This is a genomic window from Kitasatospora sp. NBC_01300 (assembly GCF_041435235.1).
Classification (GTDB): domain Bacteria; phylum Actinomycetota; class Actinomycetes; order Streptomycetales; family Streptomycetaceae; genus Kitasatospora.
The window spans coordinates 2510001-2529034 of record NZ_CP108408.1; the positions used below are offsets into that span (position 1 = coordinate 2510001).

Annotated in this window: 12 protein-coding genes and 1 rRNA gene (1 of these 13 only partly in view); 2 read left to right on the forward strand and 11 right to left on the reverse strand. The window is 71.5% G+C overall.

Annotated elements, in window-relative coordinates; all coding sequences use genetic code 11:
• The 10 genes from OG556_RS11185 to eccD all read right to left on the reverse strand — a co-directional run.
• Positions 1 to 13: ribosomal RNA gene (locus OG556_RS11185) — 16S ribosomal RNA — on the reverse strand (it extends 1510 nt beyond the left edge of the window).
• 484 nt (positions 14 to 497) lie between these two features.
• Positions 498 to 2183 (reverse strand): ribonuclease J, encoded by a 1686-nt coding sequence (locus tag OG556_RS11190; RefSeq protein WP_371516963.1) that lies wholly within the window; start codon positions 2181 to 2183, stop codon positions 498 to 500.
• Between the two features lie 171 nt (positions 2184 to 2354).
• Complete coding sequence (dapA, locus tag OG556_RS11195) at positions 2355 to 3254, reverse strand: 4-hydroxy-tetrahydrodipicolinate synthase (RefSeq protein ID WP_350887426.1); 900 nt, start codon at positions 3252 to 3254, stop codon at positions 2355 to 2357.
• 228 nt (positions 3255 to 3482) lie between these two features.
• Positions 3483 to 4214, reverse strand: a complete 732-nt coding sequence (thyX, locus tag OG556_RS11200; protein WP_363586537.1) for an FAD-dependent thymidylate synthase — start codon at positions 4212 to 4214, stop codon at positions 3483 to 3485.
• Positions 4211 to 4669: a tetratricopeptide repeat protein gene (locus OG556_RS11205; RefSeq protein ID WP_363586536.1), complete on the reverse strand. Its 459-nt coding sequence runs from the start codon at positions 4667 to 4669 to the stop codon at positions 4211 to 4213. Before OG556_RS11205 ends, thyX begins: the two co-directional genes overlap by 4 nt.
• A gap of 7 nt (positions 4670 to 4676) precedes the next feature.
• On the reverse strand, positions 4677 to 5423 hold the full coding sequence (gene dapB, locus OG556_RS11210; protein WP_063347605.1) for a 4-hydroxy-tetrahydrodipicolinate reductase: 747 nt from the start codon (positions 5421 to 5423) through the stop codon (positions 4677 to 4679).
• A 14-nt stretch (positions 5424 to 5437) separates the two neighbouring features.
• A complete protein-coding gene (locus OG556_RS11215; protein WP_350887436.1) occupies positions 5438 to 6790 on the reverse strand; it encodes a pitrilysin family protein in 1353 nt (450 codons plus the stop codon).
• A gap of 114 nt (positions 6791 to 6904) precedes the next feature.
• Positions 6905 to 9112, reverse strand: a complete 2208-nt coding sequence (locus tag OG556_RS11220) for a polyribonucleotide nucleotidyltransferase (protein ID WP_363586535.1) — start codon at positions 9110 to 9112, stop codon at positions 6905 to 6907.
• A gap of 456 nt (positions 9113 to 9568) precedes the next feature.
• Positions 9569 to 9859, reverse strand: coding sequence for a 30S ribosomal protein S15 (gene rpsO, locus OG556_RS11225; protein ID WP_063347607.1), 291 nt, complete (start codon positions 9857 to 9859; stop codon positions 9569 to 9571).
• Positions 9860 to 10068: 209 nt separating this feature from the next.
• Entirely contained in the window at positions 10069 to 11526 is a 1458-nt protein-coding gene (gene eccD, locus OG556_RS11230; RefSeq protein ID WP_371516964.1) for a type VII secretion integral membrane protein EccD, read from the reverse strand.
• 366 nt (positions 11527 to 11892) lie between these two features.
• On the opposite strand from eccD, the gene eccCa reads away from it, so the two are divergent.
• Both eccCa and OG556_RS11240 read left to right on the forward strand, forming a co-directional pair.
• Entirely contained in the window at positions 11893 to 15837 is a 3945-nt protein-coding gene (gene eccCa / locus OG556_RS11235) for a type VII secretion protein EccCa (protein WP_371516965.1), read from the forward strand.
• A 482-nt stretch (positions 15838 to 16319) separates the two neighbouring features.
• A complete protein-coding gene (locus OG556_RS11240) occupies positions 16320 to 17732 on the forward strand; it encodes an APC family permease (RefSeq protein ID WP_371516966.1) in 1413 nt (470 codons plus the stop codon).
• Between the two features lie 69 nt (positions 17733 to 17801).
• Here the strand turns inward: OG556_RS11240 and OG556_RS11245 are convergent, their stop codons facing one another.
• Entirely contained in the window at positions 17802 to 19031 is a 1230-nt protein-coding gene (locus OG556_RS11245; RefSeq protein WP_371516967.1) for a hypothetical protein, read from the reverse strand.
• Positions 19032 to 19034: the final 3 nt, after the last annotated feature.

A 19034-nucleotide genomic window follows, 5' to 3' on the forward strand; every position in this document is an offset into this window, starting at 1 on the left:
AACTCTCCGTGAATGTCTACCCGCAGTGCCTCATTAAAAGCACTGGGCGGCACTCGCGTTGAGCGGCACGGCAACCACCGGAATAGGGCGGCCCCGCGCACTGCGTCCTCGCTAGTGTTTTACTTCAAAAGGAATCTCCAACCCCAGAAGATTCTGAGGCCGGGGATGTCAACATATCTGGCGTTGACTTTTGGCACGCTGTTGAGTTCTCAAGGAACGGACACTTCCTTCGGACCGCCTTCCAGCGGGCCCTCCGGGCGCTTCGTTCTTTCGTGTTCTCAGCTTATCAGATGTTTTCCGCCCCGTTTTCCGGAGTTTCATTTACCTGAGCGGCTTTCGCCTTTCGGCGCTCCCGAACTCTAGCAGAGTTTCTCGGGCCGTTTTCCGCGGTCATTCTCGAATTCGCATTCGAGAGACTTCCTGCGGGGCCGTCCCGTGGGGCAACCCGGAGAACATTACGCACCGGGCTGCCCCACGTCAAACCAGCCGTCGGAGGCTCAGACCTCGACGACGACCGGCAGGATCATCGGCCGGCGGCGGTAGTTGTCCGCCACCCACTTGCCGACGGTCCGGCGGACCAGCTGCTGGACCTGGCGGGGCTCCAGCACGCCGTCGCTCGCCGAGCGGTCCAGGGCCTCCTGGAGCTTGGCGGCGACCGGCACGAACGCGTTGTCGTCGATGCCGGAGCCGCGGGCCTGGAAGGTCGGGCCGCCCACGATCTTGCCGTTGGCCGAGTCGACCGCGACGAAGACCGAGATGAAGCCCTCCTCGCCGAGGATCCTGCGGTCCTTGAGCGAGGCCTCGGTGATGTCGCCGACCGAGGCGCCGTCCACGTAGACGTACCCGGCCTGCACCTTGCCGACGATCCGGGCGACGCCCTTCTCCAGGTCGACGCAGACGCCGTCCTCGGCGATGACCACGCGGTTGCGCGGAATGCCGGTGGCGATGCCCAGGTCGGCGGCGGCCCGCAGGTGGCGCCACTCGCCGTGGACCGGCATCAGGTTGCGCGGCTTGCAGATGTTGAAGAAGTACAGCAGCTCACCGGCCGAGGCGTGGCCGGAGACGTGCACCTTGGCGTTGCCCTTGTGCACGACCTTGGCGCCCCAGCGGGTCAGGCCGTTGATCACCCGGTAGACCGCGTTCTCGTTGCCCGGGATGAGCGACGAGGCCAGGACGACGGTGTCGCCCTCGACGATGCGGATCTGGTGGTCGCGGTTGGCCATCCGGGACAGCGCCGCCATCGGCTCGCCCTGGGAGCCGGTGCAGATCAGCACGACCTCCTTGTCCGGCAGGTCGTCGAGCTGCTTGACGTCGACGACCATGTTGCCGGGGACCTTCAGGTAGCCGAGGTCGCGGGCGATGCCCATGTTGCGGACCATCGAGCGGCCGACGAAGGCGACCTTGCGCTTGTACTCGTGCGCGGCGTCCAGCACCTGCTGGATGCGGTGCACGTGGCTGGCGAAGGAGGCGACGATGATGCGCTTGTCGGCGTTCGCGAAGACGTTCCGCAGCGCGGCCGAGATGTCCCGCTCGTGCGGGATGAAGCCGGGGACCTCGGCGTTGGTGGAGTCCACCAGCAGCAGGTCCATGCCCTCTTCGGCCAGCTTGGCGAAGGTCGGCAGGTCGGTCAGGCGGCCGTCGAGCGGCAGCTGGTCCATCTTGAAGTCGCCGGTGGCCACGACCATGCCCGCGGGGGTGCGGACGGCGACCGCCAGGGCGTCCGGGATGGAGTGGTTGACCGCGATGAACTCGCAGTCGAAGGGGCCGATGCGCTCGCGCTCGCCCTCCTTGACCTCCAGCACGTACGGCCGGATGCGGTGCTCGGCGAGCTTGGCCTCGATCAGGGCGAGGGTCAGCTTGGAGCCGATCAGCGGGATGTCCGGGTTCTCCCGCAGGAGGAACGGGACGGCGCCGATGTGGTCCTCGTGCCCGTGGGTGAGGACGATGCCGTCGATCTTGTCGAGGCGGTCCCGGATGTAGGTGAAGTCCGGGAGGATCAGGTCCACGCCGGGCTGCTCGTCCTCGGGGAAGAGGACGCCGCAGTCGACGATCAGGATGCGGCCCCCGTATTCGAAGACCGTCATGTTGCGGCCGATCTCGCCGAGACCGCCGAGCGGGGTGATGCGGAGGGCGCCCTCCTTCAGGGCCGGGGGTGCGCCGAGTTCGGGGTGCGGGTGACTCAAAAGACTCTCCTCACGACGCACGCCATATGCCCGGGGTCCTCCCCCTGAAGACATATGGCGTGCGTACTCAGTGTCGTTTTTCCTACTGGGTCGGTGCTCTCGCGCCGTCGGTCCGGTCCAGCGGCGGGCCCGTGAGGGTCCGGCGAGCCGGGGCGCGCACGTCTTCGTCTGTTACAGGTGTACCCCGCCGGCGGCGAGATCCTTCGTCAATCGTGCGATCTCCTCGGGAGTCGCGCCGACCAGCGGCAGCCGCAGCGGGCCGGCCGGCAGTCCCTGGAGCTCCAGCGCGGCCTTGGCGAGGATGACGCCCTGCGTGCGGAACATACCGCTGAACACCGGGAGCAGGCCCTGGTGGATCGCCGTGGCCTTGGCCACATCGCCGGCCAGGTACGCCTCGATCATCGCACGCAGTTCGCCGGCCACGACGTGTCCGACGACGCTGACCACTCCGGCGGCTCCGACCGACAGCAGCGGCAGGTTGAGGATGTCGTCGCCGGAGTACCAGGCGAGGTCGGAGCGGGCGATGGCCCAGGCGGCCGCGCCGAGGTCGCCCTTGGCGTCCTTGTTGGCGACGATCCGCGGGTGCTCGCCGAGGCGGACCAGCGTCTCGTGGCTCAGCGCGACGCCGCTGCGGCCCGGGATGTCGTAGAGCATGACCGGCAGCCCGGTGGTGTCCGCGATGTGCACGGTGTGCTGGTACAGGCCCTCCTGCGGGGGCTTGCTGTAGTACGGCGTGACGACCAGCAGGCCGTGGGCTCCGGCGGCCTCCGCCTGTCGCGCCAGCTCGGCACTGTGGTGGGTGTCGTTGGTGCCGACGCCGGCCACCACGTGGGCGCGATCCCCGACCGCCTCCACCACGGCGCGGACGAGCTGGGCCTTCTCGGCGTCGCTGGTGGTCGGGGACTCACCGGTGGTGCCGTTGACGACGAGGCCGTCGTTGCCGGAGTCCACGAGGTGTGTGGCGAGGCGCTGGGCGCCGTCGAGGTCGAGTCCGCCGTCGGCGGTGAACGGGGTGACCATCGCGGTCAGGACCCGGCCGAACGGCGTCTGGGGGGTGGAGGTCGGAGCCATGCGTCCAAAGCTACTCGTAGGCGGTGGGGCGGTAACCACACCGGTCCAGTGTTCGGACAGGGGCATACCACGCGAAGCGGCGGAAACAGGCGGTGACATGGGATTCCGGTGCTGCCCGCTCGGGGGTTCGGGCAGCACCGGAATCCGTGTTCATGAATGTAGGGAGCGGCTAGAAAAGCCGCAATCCAGACATGCGTGACACTCCGCCCATATGCCTATCGTCCCAGGTCAGGGAGCGACCCGGCCGTGCTTCTCGAAGGCCGCATGGGTGAGCGGCATGAGCCGCGCCCACTCCTGCTCCATCTGCTCGGCGACCATCTCGATCTCGCGCTGCGGGAACGACGGCACCGCCGAGTGCTCCCGCTTGGTCCGCAGCGACAGGAAGTGCATCAGCGAACGGGAGTTGCAGGTCGCGTACATCGAGGAGAACAGGCCGACCGGCAGCACCGCCCGGGCCACCTCGCGGGCCACGCCGGCCGCCAGCATCTCCTGGTAGCGCGCGTAGGACTCGCGGTACGCGGCCTCCATCGCCTCGGTGGTGGTCCGGTGCTGCTCGGGGGTGCCGTCGACGAACTCGTAGCGGCCAGGGCGGCCCTGCTGGACGAGCTTGCGCTCCTCCGCCGGGACGTAGAAGACCGGCTGCAGCTCGCGGTAGCGGCCGGACTCCTCGTTGTAGGACCAGCCGCTGCGGTGCCGGTGGAACTCCCGGAACACGAAGATCGGCGCGCTGATGAAGAAGGTCATCGAGTTGTGCTCGAAGGGGGTGCCGTGCCGGTCCCGCATCAGGAAGTTGATCAGGCCCTTGGACTTCTCCGGGTCCTGCTGGACCGCCTCCAGGGACTGCTCCCCCGCGGTCGAGACGCGGGCCGCCCAGATGACGTCCGAGTCGGCGGCCGCGCTGCGGACCAGCTCGACCGTGACGTCGCTGCGGAAGCTGGGGGCCGTCGGTTGGTCGCTCACGCGTTGCTCCTTGCGGGTTCGGTGCTGTGCAGCTTGATGGCGTGCTGCATGGTCTTGCGGGCGCGCGGGGTGTCGCCGGCGTCGGCGTACGCCACCGCGAGGCGGAACCAGACCCGCCAGTCGGCCGGCGCGGCCTCCGCCTCGGTCTGTCGGCGGGCGAACACCGCGTCGGCCGAGGCCCGGTCGATCCGCCCGCCGGTGGTGCGCTGGAGCTCGTCCACCGGCAGGCCGCCCTCGGCCTCCAGCTCCCGGGCGAGCTGCTCGCTGGCCCGGCCGAACCGGACGGTCTGGCGCAGGAACCAGACGCCGATCACCGGGATGACGAAGGCGCACAGGCCGATGCCGATGCCGAGCGGCTTGCCGGTGGCGACCAGCTGGACGCCCTCCCCGACGCAGAGGAGGGCGACCAGCAGCAGCACGCCGGACAGGACGAAGAATCCGGTACGGGACGTCATGCCGGGCTCACAGGTCCAGGAAGTGTTCGAGGCCCAGGGTGAGCCCGGGCGTCTCCACGACCTTGCGCACACCGAGCAGGATGCCCGGCATGAAGCTGCTGTGGTGCAGCGAGTCGTGCCGGATGGTGAGCGTCTCACCGGTGTCGCCGAACATCACCTGCTGGTGGGCGAGCAGCCCGCGCAGCCGGACGGCGTGCACCGGCACCCCGTCCACGTCGGCGCCGCGCGCGCCGGGCAGGCTGTGGGTGGTCGGGTCCTGCTGCTGCGGGCGGCCGGCCTCGGCGCGGGCGGCCGCGATCAGCTGCGCGGTCCGGGTGGCGGTGCCGCTGGGGGCGTCGGCCTTGCGGTCGTGGTGCAGCTCGACCACCTCGACCGACTCGAAGTACTTCGCCGCGGTCTGGGCGAACTTCATGCCGAGCACCGCGCCGATGGAGAAGTTCGGCGCGATCAGCAGGCCCAGCTCGGGGGCCTGGTCGAGCCAGCCGCGGACGGTGGCCAGCCGCTCGTCCGTCCAGCCGGTGGTCCCGGTGACCACGTGGATGCCGTGGTGCAGGCAGTAGTCGAGGTTGCCCATCACCGAGTCCGGGTGGGTGAGTTCGACGGCGACCTGGACGCCGGCCTCGGTCAGCTCCGCCGGCTCGGACCCGCGGCCCAGGGTGGCCACCAGTTCGAGGTCCGGCGCGGCCTCGACGGCCTTGACCGCCTCGGAGCCGATCCGACCGTTGGCACCGATCACGGCGACACGCAGCGTCATAGCGAAATGTCCTCTCACACCAGCAGATCGGCGAGCTTGGCGGCCCGCTTGTCGTTGACCGGTCCGATCAGCGCCAGCGACGGCCGGTACGCGCCCAGCACATCACGGGCCACCGCGTGGACGTCGTCCAGGGTCACGGCCGCGATCCGCGCCAGCATCTCGTCCACCGACAGGTGGTGTCCGTAGCTGAGCTCGGCCTTGCCGATCCGGTTCATCAGCGAGCCGGTGTCCTCCATGCCCAGCACGGTGGAGCCGGAGATCTGGCCGATCGCGCGCCGCAGCTCCTCCTCGGTGATGCCCTCGGCGACCACCTTGGCCAGCTCCGCGCGGCAGATCCGCAGCACCTCCTCGACCCGCTTGGGCTGGCAGCCGGCGTAGATGCCGAACAGGCCGCTGTCCGCGTAGGACGAGGAGTACGAGTACACCGAGTACGCCAGGCCGCGCTTCTCCCGCACCTCCTGGAACAGCCGGGAGCTCATCCCGCCGCCGAGGGCCGCGTTGAGCACGCCCATCGCCCAGCGGCGCTCGTCGTGCCGCGGCACCCCGGGCACGCCCAGCACCAGGTGGGCCTGCTCGGTGGAGCGGTTGAGCACCTCGACCCGGCCGGCCGTGCGCAGCGCCTTGACGCCGCGGCGGGCCTCGGCGGGGGCCGCGTCGGAGCGGGCCAGCACCGCCGCGAAGGCCTGCTCGACCTGCTTGACCACGGTGTGGTGGTCGAGGTTGCCGGCGGCCGAGACGACCAGGTTCTCGGGCCGGTAGCGGCGGCGGTAGAAGCCGGCGATCTGCTCCCGGGTGAGCACCTTGATGGTCTCCTGGGTGCCCAGGATGGGGCGGCCGAGCGGGCCGCTGCCGAAGATCACCTTGGCGAACAGGTCGTGCACCACGTCGCCCGGGTCGTCCTCGGCCATCGCCATCTCCTCGAGGATGACGCCGCGTTCGGCGTCGACGTCCTCGGAGCGGATCAGCGAGCCGGTGACCATGTCGCAGACCACGTCGATGGCCAGCGGCAGGTCGGTGTCCAGGACCCGGGCGTAGTAGCAGGTGTTCTCCTTCGCGGTGAAGGCGTTCATCTCACCGCCGACCGCGTCCAGGGCAGCCGAGATGTCCAGCGCGCTGCGCCGCGCGGTGCCCTTGAAGAGCAGGTGCTCCAGGTAGTGGGTGGCGCCGTTGAGCTGCGGGGTCTCGTCCCGCGAGCCGACGCCGACCCAGATGCCGAAGGTGGCGGAGCGCACCGTCGGCAGGGTCTCGGTGACGACCCGAAGGCCGCCGGGGAGGACGGTGCGGCGCACCGTGCCGGCGCCGTCGGCGCCCTTGAGCAGGGTCCGGGTGGAGCCGGGGCGCTGCTTCGCCGCCGGGGCCTGAGCCACGGGGGGTACCTCCAGAGGAAACACGCGTGGGAACGCATGGACGAACGCGGGGGCAACAGGGTGCGGCCCGCACGCCGGGAGGCGTACGGGCCGCAAGGGTCAGCTAGCGGCGCTTCACTCGGAAGCGGTCTCGCCGGCTTCCTCGCCCTCGACGACGGGGATGAGGGAGAGCTTGCCGCGCGGGTCGATCTCGGCGATCTCGACCTGCACCTTGGCGCCGACACCGAGGACGTCCTCGACGTTCTCGACGCGCTTGCCGCCGGCCAGCTTGCGGATCTGCGAGATGTGCAGCAGGCCGTCCTTGCCCGGCATGAGCGACACGAACGCGCCGAACGTCGTGGTCTTCACCACGGTGCCCAGGTAGCGCTCGCCGACCTCCGGCATGGTCGGGTTGGCGATCTGGTTGATCGTGGTGCGGGCGGCCTCGGCGGCCGGTCCGTCGGCGGCACCGATGTAGATGGTGCCGTCGTCCTCGATCGTGATCTCGGCGCCGGTGTCCTCCTGGATCTGGTTGATCATCTTGCCCTTGGGGCCGATGACCTCACCGATCTTGTCCACCGGGATCTTGATGGTGATGATCCGCGGGGCGTTCGGGGACATCTCGTCCGGCGTGTCGATGGCCTCGTTCATCACGTCGAGGATGTGCAGACGCGCGTCCTTGGCCTGCTTCAGCGCGGCGGCCAGCACCGACGCCGGGATGCCGTTGAGCTTGGTGTCCAGCTGCAGGGCGGTGATGAAGTTGCGGGTACCGGCGACCTTGAAGTCCATGTCGCCGTACGCGTCCTCGGCACCGAGGATGTCGGTCAGCGCGACGTAGTGGGTCTCGCCGTCGATCTCCTGGGAGATCAGGCCCATGGCGATACCGGCGACGGCGGCCTTCAGCGGCACACCGGCGTTCAGCAGCGACATGGTGGAGGCGCAGACCGAGCCCATCGAGGTGGAGCCGTTGGAGCTCAGCGCCTCGGAGACCTGGCGGATGGCGTACGGGAACTCCTCGCGCGAGGGCAGCACGGGGATGATCGCCCGCTCCGCCAGCGCGCCGTGGCCGATCTCGCGGCGCTTGGGCGCACCCACGCGGCCGGTCTCGCCGACCGAGTACGGCGGGAAGTTGTAGTTGTGCATGTAGCGGCGACGCGTCTCCGGGGAGAGCGTGTCCAGCTGCTGCTCCATGCGCAGCATGTTGAGGGTGGTGACGCCCAGGATCTGGGTCTCGCCACGCTCGAACAGGGCCGAGCCGTGCACGCGCGGGATGGCCTCGACCTCGGCGGCCAGGGTGCGGATGTCGGTGACACCGCGGCCGTCGATGCGGACCTTGTCCTTGATGACGCGCTCGCGGACGACCTTCTTGGTCAGCGCGTTGTAGGCGGCGCTGATCTCCTTCTCGCGGCCCTCGAACTCGGGGAGCAGCTTCTCGGCGGCCAGCGCCTTGACGCGGTCCAGCTCGTTGTTGCGCTCCTGCTTGCCCGGGATGGTGAGGGCCTGGGCGAGCTCGTCCTTGACGGCGGCGGTCAGCGCGGCGAGGACGTCGTCCTGGTAGTCCAGGAAGACCGGGAACACGCCGGTCGGCTTGGCGGCCTGGGCGGCGAGCTGCGACTGGGCGGCGCACAGCACCTTGATGAACGGCTTGGCGGCGTCCAGACCGGCGGCGACGACGTCCTCGGTCGGCGCCTCGGCGCCGCCCTCGACCAGCTTGATGGTCTTGTCGGTGGCCTCGGCCTCGACCATCATGATCGCGACGTCGCCGTCCGGCAGGACGCGACCGGCGACGACCATGTCGAAGACGGCCGACTCCAGCTCGCTGTGGGTCGGGAAGGCCACCCACTGGCCGTTGATCAGCGCGACGCGGACGCCACCGATCGGGCCGGAGAACGGCAGGCCCGCCAGCTGGGTGGAGGCGGAGGCGGCGTTGATGGCCACCACGTCGTACAGGTGGTCGGGGTTGAGCGCCATGACGGTGCAGACGACCTGGACCTCGTTGCGCAGGCCCTTGACGAAGGACGGGCGCAGCGGGCGGTCGATCAGGCGGCAGGTGAGGATCGCGTCCTCGGAGGGCCGGCCCTCACGACGGAAGAACGAGCCGGGGATGCGGCCCGCGGCGTACATGCGCTCCTCGACGTCCACGGTCAGCGGGAAGAAGTCGAAGTGCTCCTTCGGCTGCTTGGACGCGCTGGTGGCCGACAGCACCATGGTGTCGTCGTCCAGGTAGGCCACGGCGGAGCCGGCGGCCTGACGGGCCAGACGGCCGGTCTCGAAGCGGATGGTACGGGTACCGAAGGAACCGTTGTCGATCACGGCCTCGGCGTAGAACACGTTCTCTTCCACCTGGAAGATCTCCTCTTTCGTACGTCTCCGGGAGAGCGTCCCCGCGCTGCCTGCCGGCTGGCCCTGGCCCTCCTGACAAGGAGGACGGCAGTCGGGCCGGTCTTCGATCGAAGCCTCCGGGGTGCTCCGCTCGGTCTGCGGGGCTTCCGGGGGCCACTACCGAGGACCGGCGCCTCACGGCTGCCGGGCCGGGACGGGCGGTCCGCGTCTGGACGCTCTCTCGGATGCGGGCGGCTTCCGTTTGAAGCCTTCGGCCCGCGGGGGGTTCGGGTTCGTCTGCCCGGGTGGCGCGCTGGTGCGCCATCACCGGGCATGCCCACAACCCTACGGTGCAATCCTCGGCCACCTGGGGAGGTACGCGCGAGTTGTTATGTCCGGGCGCCGCGGCCCGGGGTGTCCGCGGCATACGCGCGAGGGGCGGCTCCCCGGTGTGGGGAGCCGCCCCGAGCGGCGGTCTTAGCGGGCGCCACCGGCGGCACCGCGGCGGATGCCCAGGCGGTCGACGAGCGTACGGAAGCGCTCGATGTCCTTCTTGGCCAGGTACTGCAGCAGGCGGCGGCGCTGGCCGACCAGGATCAGCAGGCCACGACGCGAGTGGTGGTCGTGCTTGTGGGTCTTGAGGTGCTCGGTCAGGTCCGCGATGCGGCGGGAGAGCATGGCCACCTGGACCTCGGGGGAACCGGTGTCGCCCTCCTTCTGGCCGAACTCGGCGAAGATCTGCTTCTTGACGTCAGAGGCGAGAGCCACTGCAACTCCTTCAGGGTGTACCGAGCGGTCCTGGTCGACAACACAGGACTCATGAGGACTCGGTGTCGTGACGGAGCGCGGCCGGCGGTCTGCGACCCACCGGAGGCGGACACACGGCTGCGCTCGAAGGCCAAGGGTACCAGTGCCGCCCACCCGGCCGGTCGGCGGGCCGGACGGGCCCGACGGGGCGGGCGGCACGGGCCGGCCGGTCAGCCGGTGGCGCCGCGGACCAGCCGGTAGACGTCCAGGACGGCGAGCGCCAGCGGGACGAGCGAGATCAGGGTCAGGCTGTCGACCAGGTCCAGGATGCGCCCCCAGAACGGGGAGACGCCGAGCCGGGGCACCACCAGTGCGATCGCGGCGAGCAGCGCCGCGCCGGACGCGATGGAGGCGGCCAGCCAGACGGTGCGCAGGTCGACCTCGGTGGAGCCGGCGGCGCGCAGGATGAACTGCGGGGTGTGCAGGGACAGGCCGATGATCAGCAGCGCCAGGCCGAGCAGCCCGGCGATGGTGAGGCTGAAGACCTGCGCGGTGTAGCGGAACAGCCGGGCGCGCAGCATCGTGGCCAGGCCCAGGGCGAGCGCGAGCAGCTCGGGGAACGTCCGGTCGGTGAAGCCGAGGACGGCGCAGGAGCCGACCACGACCGCGGCGCAGCCGCCGACCAGGCCGACCAGGACCTCGTGGCCGCGGCGGGCCTGGTGGGCGATCCGCTCGTACTGGACGGCCTCGGCGCGCTCGGCCTCCTCGTCGTAGTCGCGGCTGCGGGTGCGGGTCTGGCCCGGGGCGCTGAAGCCGACGGGCAGCCGGGCGAAGCGGGCGGAGAGGCCGGGCAGGAAGCCGACGGCCGCGACGGCGGTGATGCCGGTGACGGCGGCGATGTGCCCGGCGGGGGTGTCGGGCAGCAGGACGGCGGCGAAGGTGGCGAGCGCGCCGGCGGCGGCGACCAGGGCGGCGGCGACGAACACCGCGTCCTTCTCGGGGAGCAGTCCGACCAGCAGCACGGCGACCACCAGGACGGCGACGCAGCCGGCCAGGAACTGGAGCCGGCCGGGGCCGTCCCACGGGTGGGCGACGGCGAGGACGCCGCTGCCGCCGATCATGGCGTGCGGCAGGGCGCCGAGGCCGAGTGCGAGGGCGGCGGGGGCGTCCTGGTAGACCCGGGCGCGGACGCCGGCCAGCGCGGTGAGGACGACGGCGGTGACGCCGGCCAGGACGCCGGGCAGGCCGTGCATGTCGTGGCGCAGGTCGGCGAACCAGAGCGCGAAGCCGAGCAGGACGAGCAGCAGCGCGGCGCCGATCAGGCCGAAGGCCCGCATGAGTTCGGCGCTCCAGAGCCGGCGGTCGGTCTCGACGGCGCTGGCGATCGCGTCGGCGACGTCGTCGTAGACGGCCGGCGGGAGGGACTCGGCGAAGGGGCGCAGCGCGAGCAGGTCGCCGTCGCGGACCTGCTGGGCGGCGAGCGGCAGGCCGCTGTCGAGGACGGTGCCGTCGCGGCGCACCAGGTGGAAGCCGGTGGGCGCACCGTCGGGCTGGCTCTGGTTGGCCAGGCGCAGCACCTCGGGGTAGACGTCCGCGAGCGGGACGTCCTCGGGCAGGGCGACGTCGATCCGGCGGTCCGGGGCGACGACGGTGACCCGGCAGTAGCCGGTCGCGGCGGCGTTGCTCATCGCCGCACCTCGGTCCTTCGACGCACTGGGCGCTCCCCCTTGTTGACGGTGCCGCGGCACGGCGGCGCTCGGTGTGGCAGTGGAACCGGCCCGACCGGGCCGCGAGTTGGCGCGGCGTTACCCTACCCGCTCGGTTCGTGCCCGGCCCCGGGGCGGACCGGGCCCCCGGCGGGGGTGCGGACGCGGGCCTGGCGGGCGGTGCGGGGGCGACCGTTAGGATCGGCCCCTGCGCGCGGTACGGGGGGCGGCGCCGGGTGGTGCGTCCTCGCCCTGGTGGATCCCGTACGAGCCGTACGAGTCGTACGAGTCCAGTTGCGTGAGGGCTGATGCCGAAGTGATCGATCGACGCCGCGGGGTGGATGACACATGGGTGTGATCACGGTCAAGCGCCCGGGCCGGGCCTATCCGCCGGCGGTGCCGGACGAGCCGGTGGAACTGGTGGCCCCGCCCGAACTGCCCCGGCAGGGCGGCGAGGACTGGCTGATGAGCATCCTCCCGATGCTCGGCATGGGCGGCTCGGCGGTGTTCTTCTTCGCGCCGGGCGCGGCGGCCCCGATGAAGATCATGGGCGGTCTGATGGTCGCCTCGACGGTCGGCATGGTGCTGGCGCAGATCATGCGGGCCCGCAGGGGCGGTTCGACCGCGATGGCGGACGAGCGGCGCGACTACCTCAAGTACCTGCAGCAGATGCGCCGCCAGGTGCGCCGCACGGCGGAGCGCCAGCGCGGCGCGCTGCTGTTCCTGAACCCGGCGCCGGACCAGCTGTGGTCGATCGTGGCGGACGGCCGGCGGCTGTGGGAGCGCCGCACCGGGGACGGCGACTTCGCGCAGATCCGGGTGGGCCTGGGCCCGGTGCAGCTGTCGACGCCGCTGGTGGCGCCGCAGACCGCGCCGATGGACGAGCTGGAGCCGCTGTCGGCGGCCGCGATGCACTCCTTCCTGAAGGCCCACGGCACCTTGCAGGACCTGCCGCTGGCGGTGTCGCTGCGCGCCTTCTACCACGTCACGGTGTGCGGGGACGCGGACTCGGTGTACGGCAACGTGCGCGCGATGATCGCCCAGCTGACCACCCTGCACTCGCCGGACGACCTGCTGGTCGCGGTGGCCGCGGCGCCGGGCGCGGCGGAGGAGTGGGAGTGGACCAAGTGGCTCCCGCACAACCAGCACCGCAAGGAGGCCGACGGCGCGGGCTCGCGCCGGCTGATCGCCACCGACCTGGGCGAGCTGGAGTTCCTGTTGCAGGACGAGCTGGCCGGCCGACAGCGGTTCGTGCGGGACGCGGCGCCCGCGCCGGACCAGCCGCACCTGGTGGTGGTGATGGACGGTGCCGGGGTGCCGCCGAACTCGCTGCTGGCGAGCCCCGAGGGCGTGCAGGGGGTGACCGTCATCGAGGTGGTGCCGGGCGACCTGGACGAGCCGAGCGGGCACCTGATGGTGACGGTGAGCCCGCAGGAGCTGGTGCTGCGCTCGGCCTCCGGGGCGACGTACACCGGCACGCCGGACCTGCTCTCGGTCTGGCAGTCCGAGGCGCTGGCACGGCAGTTGGCGCCGTACCGGCTCTCGGCCGGCGGGGACGACGAGCCGCTGCTGTCGAACCTGGACTTCACCGACCTGATGAACTCGGGCGACCCGGGCTCCTTCGACGTGACGCGCAGCTGGCGCCCGCGCGCCCAGCACGAGCGGATGCGGGTGCCGATCGGGGTCGGCGCGAACGGCGAGCACGTCTACCTGGACATCAAGGAGGCCGCGCTGGAGGGCATGGGCCCGCACGGCCTGTGCGTGGGCGCGACCGGCTCCGGCAAGTCGGAGCTGCTGCGCACCCTGGTGCTGGCGCTGGCGATGACGCACTCCTCGGAGATCCTGAACTTCGTCCTCGCCGACTTCAAGGGCGGCGCGACCTTCTCCGGCATGGCGGACATGCCGCACACCTCCGCGGTGATCACCAACCTGGAGGGCGAACTCACCCTGGTCGACCGCATGCGCGACGCGATCGAGGGTGAACTGCACCGCCGCCAGGAGCTGCTGCGCTCGGCGGGCAACTACGCCAACATCCACGAGTACGAGCGGGCCCGGGCGGCCGGCGCGGCGCTGGACCCGCTGCCCTCGCTGGTGCTGATCATCGACGAGTTCTCCGAACTCCTCACCGCCAAGCCGGACTTCATCGAGATGTTCATCCAGATCGGCCGGATCGGCCGGTCGCTGGGGGTGCACCTGCTGCTGGCCTCGCAGCGCCTGGAGGAGGGCAAGCTGCGCGGCCTGGACACCTACCTCTCCTACCGGATCGGTCTGCGCACCTTCTCGGCGGCCGAGTCGCGGGCGGCGATCGGGGTGCCGGACGCCTACCACCTGCCGCCGGTGCCGGGCGTCGGGTACCTCAAGTTCGGCGAGGACGTGATGGACCGGTTCAAGGCCGCGTACGTCTCGGGGCCCTACCGGGCGCCGGGGCAGCAGCGGTCGACCGGCGGGCGGCGGGGGAACGCCCGCCCGGTGCTGTTCACCGCGGCCCGGGTGGAGCCGCCGGAGCCGGCGGTGGAGGAGGAGGCGCCGCTCGCCCCGGAGCGGGACGACGCGCTGGTCGACACCGTGCTGGACGTGTTCGTGCAGCGGATGACGGGCCAGGGCCCGGCCGCGCACCAGGTGTGGCTGCCGCCGCTGGAGGAGGCGCCGAGCATGGACCACCTGCTGCCGCCGCTCCAGGTGGTGCCGGAGCGCGGGCTGACCGCGCCCGGTTTCCCGGCGGGCCGGCTGCGGGTGCCGATCGGCATCGTGGACAAGCCGCGCGAGCAGAAGACCGACGTCCTGGAGGTCGACTACGCGGGGGCGGCCGGCCACGGCCTGGTCGTGGGCGGCCCGCGCTCGGGCAAGTCGACGGTGGTGCGCACCACGGTGGCCTCGTTCGCGCTCACCCACACCCCGCGGGAGGTGCAGTTCTACCTGCTGGACTTCGGCGCGGGCAGCTTCCAGTCGCTGGCCGGGCTGCCGCACGTCGGCGGGGTGGCCGGGCGCCTGGACGTCGACAAGGTGCGCCGGATGGTCTCCGAGGTGCACGGGGTGCTGAACCGGCGCGAGGAGCTGTTCCGGGCCGCCGGGATCGACACCATCGGCACCTACCGGGCCCGCCGGGCGGCCGGGCAGCTGCCGGACGAGGCGTTCGGCGACGTGTTCCTGGTGATCGACGGCTGGAACACCTTCAAGCAGGAGTTCGAGGTGCTGGAGCCGGTGATCGGCGACATCGCCCAGCGCGGCCTCGGCTACGGCGTCCACCTGGTCATCACCGCGGCCCGGTACGCGGAGGTGCGCCCGGCGCTGAAGGACCTGCTGCAGAACCGGACCGAGCTGAAGCTCGGCGACCCGATGGAGTCCGAGGTGGACCGCCGGGTGGCGCAGAACGTCCCGTCGCTGGCCGGGCGCGGCATCACCCCGGAGCGGCTGCACTTCCTGTCCGGCCTGCCGCGGCTGGACGGCTCCCGCACGGTGGACGACCTCCAGCACGGGGTGGCCGGCCTGGTCGCCGCCGTCGACGGGGCCTGGACCGGGCCGCGCGCGCCGCAGGTGCGGATGCTGCCGGCCGTCCTGGACGGGAACTCGCTGCCGAAGGGCTCCGAGCGCCCGGAGCGCGGGATCGCCTTCGGCGTGGACGAGGCCGAGCTGGCGCCGGCCTTCGTGAACTTCGAGACCGACCCGCTGTTCATCGTCTTCGGCGACACCGAGTCGGGGAAGTCGGCGCTGCTGCGGATGCTGATCAAGCAGATCACCGAGCGGTACACCCCGGACCAGGCGGGCATCGTGGTCGGCGACTACCGGCGCGCGCTGCTGGGGGCCGTGCCGACGGAGTACCTGGTGGAGTACGCGGCCGCGCAGCCGGCCATGGCGGCCATCGTGGACATGCTGCGCGGGGCCTGCGCGCGCCGCCTGCCCGGCCCGGACGTCACCGCCGAGCAGCTGCGCAACCGCAGCTGGTACAGCGGCAAGGACATGTTCGTGATCGTGGACGACTACGAGCTGGTCGCGACGGGCTCGGGCAACCCGCTGGCGCCGCTGGCGGAGTTCCTGCCGTTCGCCCGGGACATCGGCCTGCGGGTGATCGTGGCCCGCAGCGCGGGCGGCGCCGGCCGCTCGCTGTACGAGCCGGTGCTGCAGCGGATGCGCGAGCTGGGCGGGCAGGGCGTGATCCTCTCCGGCAACCGGGACGAGGGCGCGCTGCTGGGGACGGTCAAGCCGATGCCGCTGCCGCCGGGGCGCGGGGTGTACGTGTCGCGCCGGGCGACCGGCGGGCAGATGGTCCAGACGGGCTGGCTGCCGCTGGTGTGAGGGCGCCGGCGCACCGCGCCGGCGGCTACGGACAGTGATCGAGGGGTCGGGCTCACGGGAGCCCGGCCCCTTTCGCGTCCCAGGTGTCGAAACGTTACCTAGATCTTTCCGGGTCGGGGCTGCGGTTCCCGCACCCCGCCCGGGGGTTGCGGCCGCACAGGGGGGCGCCTGGGCGTATCGCCGTCCGACTCCACGGACACCTTTGAAAGGTGGCTTGCAACACTCTGTTTACCTTGGATTCAGTTGCAATGTGGCAGAGGTAACAAGTCGGGCAAAGCTCGCAATGACCGTACGTGATCATCGGATCGCATGTCTATGCCCTTCCGCGCAACGGATTCCGAAGCATTTCGGCCATTGACGCAATCAATACGCCCAGGTTCCATTGCCACCCAGGAGCGACCCCACCAGAACCCCGAGCAGACAGCCAGCGGAGGCGATACCGCTCCCACCCACAGGACCGCACAGAGCCGATCGGAAGCCACATGACCGACACGCTTCGCCCGCCACGCGCCGCGACCCCCGCGACGGCCGACACCGCCGACGCCGCCGCGCCCCAGCAACTCAAGCGCTCGATCGGCGTGGTGGGCGGCACCCTGCTCACACTGTCCTGCGTCACCCCGGCCTCCACGCTCTTCGTGATCGTCCCGGAGCTGTTCTCCAGCATCGGCAGCGCCACCGCCCTGGCCATCGCCATCGGCACCGTGCTGTGCGTCGCCGTCGCGTTCTGCTACTCCGAGCTCGGCACCCTGATCCCCAGCGCCGGCGGCGAGTACGCGATGGTCGGCACCCTCGCCGGGCGGCTGGCCGGCTGGCTGGTCTTCGTGCTCTCGCTGATCGTGGTGATGATCGTCCCCTCGGTCATCGCCCTCGGCACCGCCGACTACCTCGCCCCCGTGCTGCACCTCGACAAGGCCATGACCGGCGCCGCCGTGATGCTCGCCGCCACCCTGGCCGGCCTGCTCGACCTGCGCGCCAACGCCTGGATCACCGGTGTCTTCCTGGTCCTGGAGGTCATCGCGGCCGGCGTCGTCTCGGTGCTCGGGTTCTCCCACGCCAACGGCGACGCCCCCAGCCTGCTGCACGGCGTGGTCACCGGGGACGGCGGCGCCACCACCACGGTGAGCATCGGCGCCATCGTCGGCGCGCTCGGCATCGCCCTGTTCATCACCCAGGGCTTCTCCACCGCCGTCTACCTCTCCGAGGAGCTGGAGAACCCCCGCCGCAACGTCTCGCGCACCGTGCTGTGGACGCTCGGCATCTCCTCCGCCGTCATCCTGGTCCCGGTCGTCGCCATCACCATGGGCGCCCCCGACCTGCAGACCCTGAGCTCCGGCGACATCTCCGGCATGGTCACCGCCTGGAGCAACTCCGCGGTCGGCACCTTCATCAGCCTCTGCGTCGCGCTGGCCATCATCAACGCCGGCATCGTCATGGTCATCCAGAACTCCCGGGTCCTGTTCGCCTCCGCCCGCGACAAGGCCTGGCCCGAGCCGGTCAACAAGGCCTTCGGCACCCTCGGCCGGTTCGGCTCCCCGTGGGTCGCCACCCTGGCCGTCGGCCTGCCCGGCGCCGCGCTCTGCTTCGTCAAGGGCGCGCTGCTCAGCAACATCACCGGCGTCGCCGTCACCGGGATGTACCTGCTGGTCGCGATCGCCGCGCTGCTCTCCCGCCGCGCCCACCACAAGCACGCCGCCGCCTGGCGGATGCCGCTGTGGCCGGCCGTCCCGGTGGTGCTGATCGCCGTCCTCGTCTACGTGATGACCCAGCTGGACACCGAGCCCCTGCTGTGGACCGGCGGCATCACCGCCGCCGCCACCCTCTACTGGCTGTTCTACCTGCGCCCCCGCCAGGACACCCGCTGGGTGATCAGCCTCCCCGAGGACCAGCAGCCCTGACCCCCACCCCTCCCCCACACGGCAGTGCCCCGGGCTCCACCCGCCCGGGGCACTGCCGCGTCCGCACCGCTACTTCTTCAGCTTCCACACCGGCGCGGTGGCGATCGCCTTCAGCTGGTCGTTGCTCAGCGCCGGGGTGCTGCGGGTCGCCGGGGTCTGCTGGGTGCCGCTGTTGAACGCGCTGATCACCACCCGCAGGCCGTCCGCGTGCAGGGTGTCGACGGTCCACATGCCCGGGTTGGAGCCCCGCTTGCTGACCACCACCCTGGTGCCGTCCGGCTGCGCCTGGGCACTGCCGAACAGCTCCTCCTTGGTCTTGTCGTCGCGGGACCAGTCCTGCACGTTGATCTGCACCATGGACTTGCCCTTGCCGTCGTTGACCACGAAGTTCGCGTAGCCCGGCTGGCCCCCGGTCTCCGTCTCGGTCAGCCCGGACGGCAGCAGCTTGGCGACGATCGCCAGGATCTCGTCCTTGCCGTACTCCTTGCCGTTGTCCGGCACCGGCTCCGGCCGCGGCTCGGGGAACCTGGCGATGATCCCGTCCCAGGCCTTGTCGGTGACGACCGCCCTCAGCTGCTCCGGCGACAGCGGCGGCGTCCGGCGGCTGTCCGGTGCGCCCTTCTCCGCCGCGGCGTTCCACTCCGTCAGCTCGATCACGCGGCCGTCGGCACCGCCCAGCCAGGCGGACCACCTCTTGGTGCCGGCCTGCTTGTCCGGGTACTCGTAGCCCTGGAACAGGGTCAGCTTGCCGCCGCCCGGCAGGCCCGCGCTGGTGCAGGCGTCGTACGGGACGAGCTTCCGGTCCGGGCAGCCGTTCTCCGTCAGGACCGGGCTGCCGGCCCCGACCCGGTTGACCGAGACCGCCATCGCGGCCCTGCCCCCGCCGTCGTCGTAGACCAGCGTGCCGCCCGGGCGCTGGCCGGCGTTCTCGTCGCTGGTCCGGCCGCCCGGCAGCAGGCCCCGCAGGGTGGCCAGCACCTCCTCGCCGGTGACCTCACCCGGCTCCGCGGAGGAGGCCGGGGCCGCCGAGCCGCTCCCGCTGCCCCCGGCGGTGCTCGGGGCGGCCGCGGGCACCGTGCTCGGGCGCGGCGAGGAGCCGGTGAGGTACACCGCGCCGGTCCCCACCAGGGCCAGCGCGGCCGCGCCGCCCACCACCGCGGCGGTCGAGCGGCGGCGCCAGCGGCGGCGGCCGCGCCGGTACCCGCCCGCGAGCAGGTCGGACGGCTCGGTGCGGAAGCCCTCGCCCGTACGGGTGAGGGCGTAGAGAAGATCGTCCTCGAACTTGTCCGGTTCGGACATGGG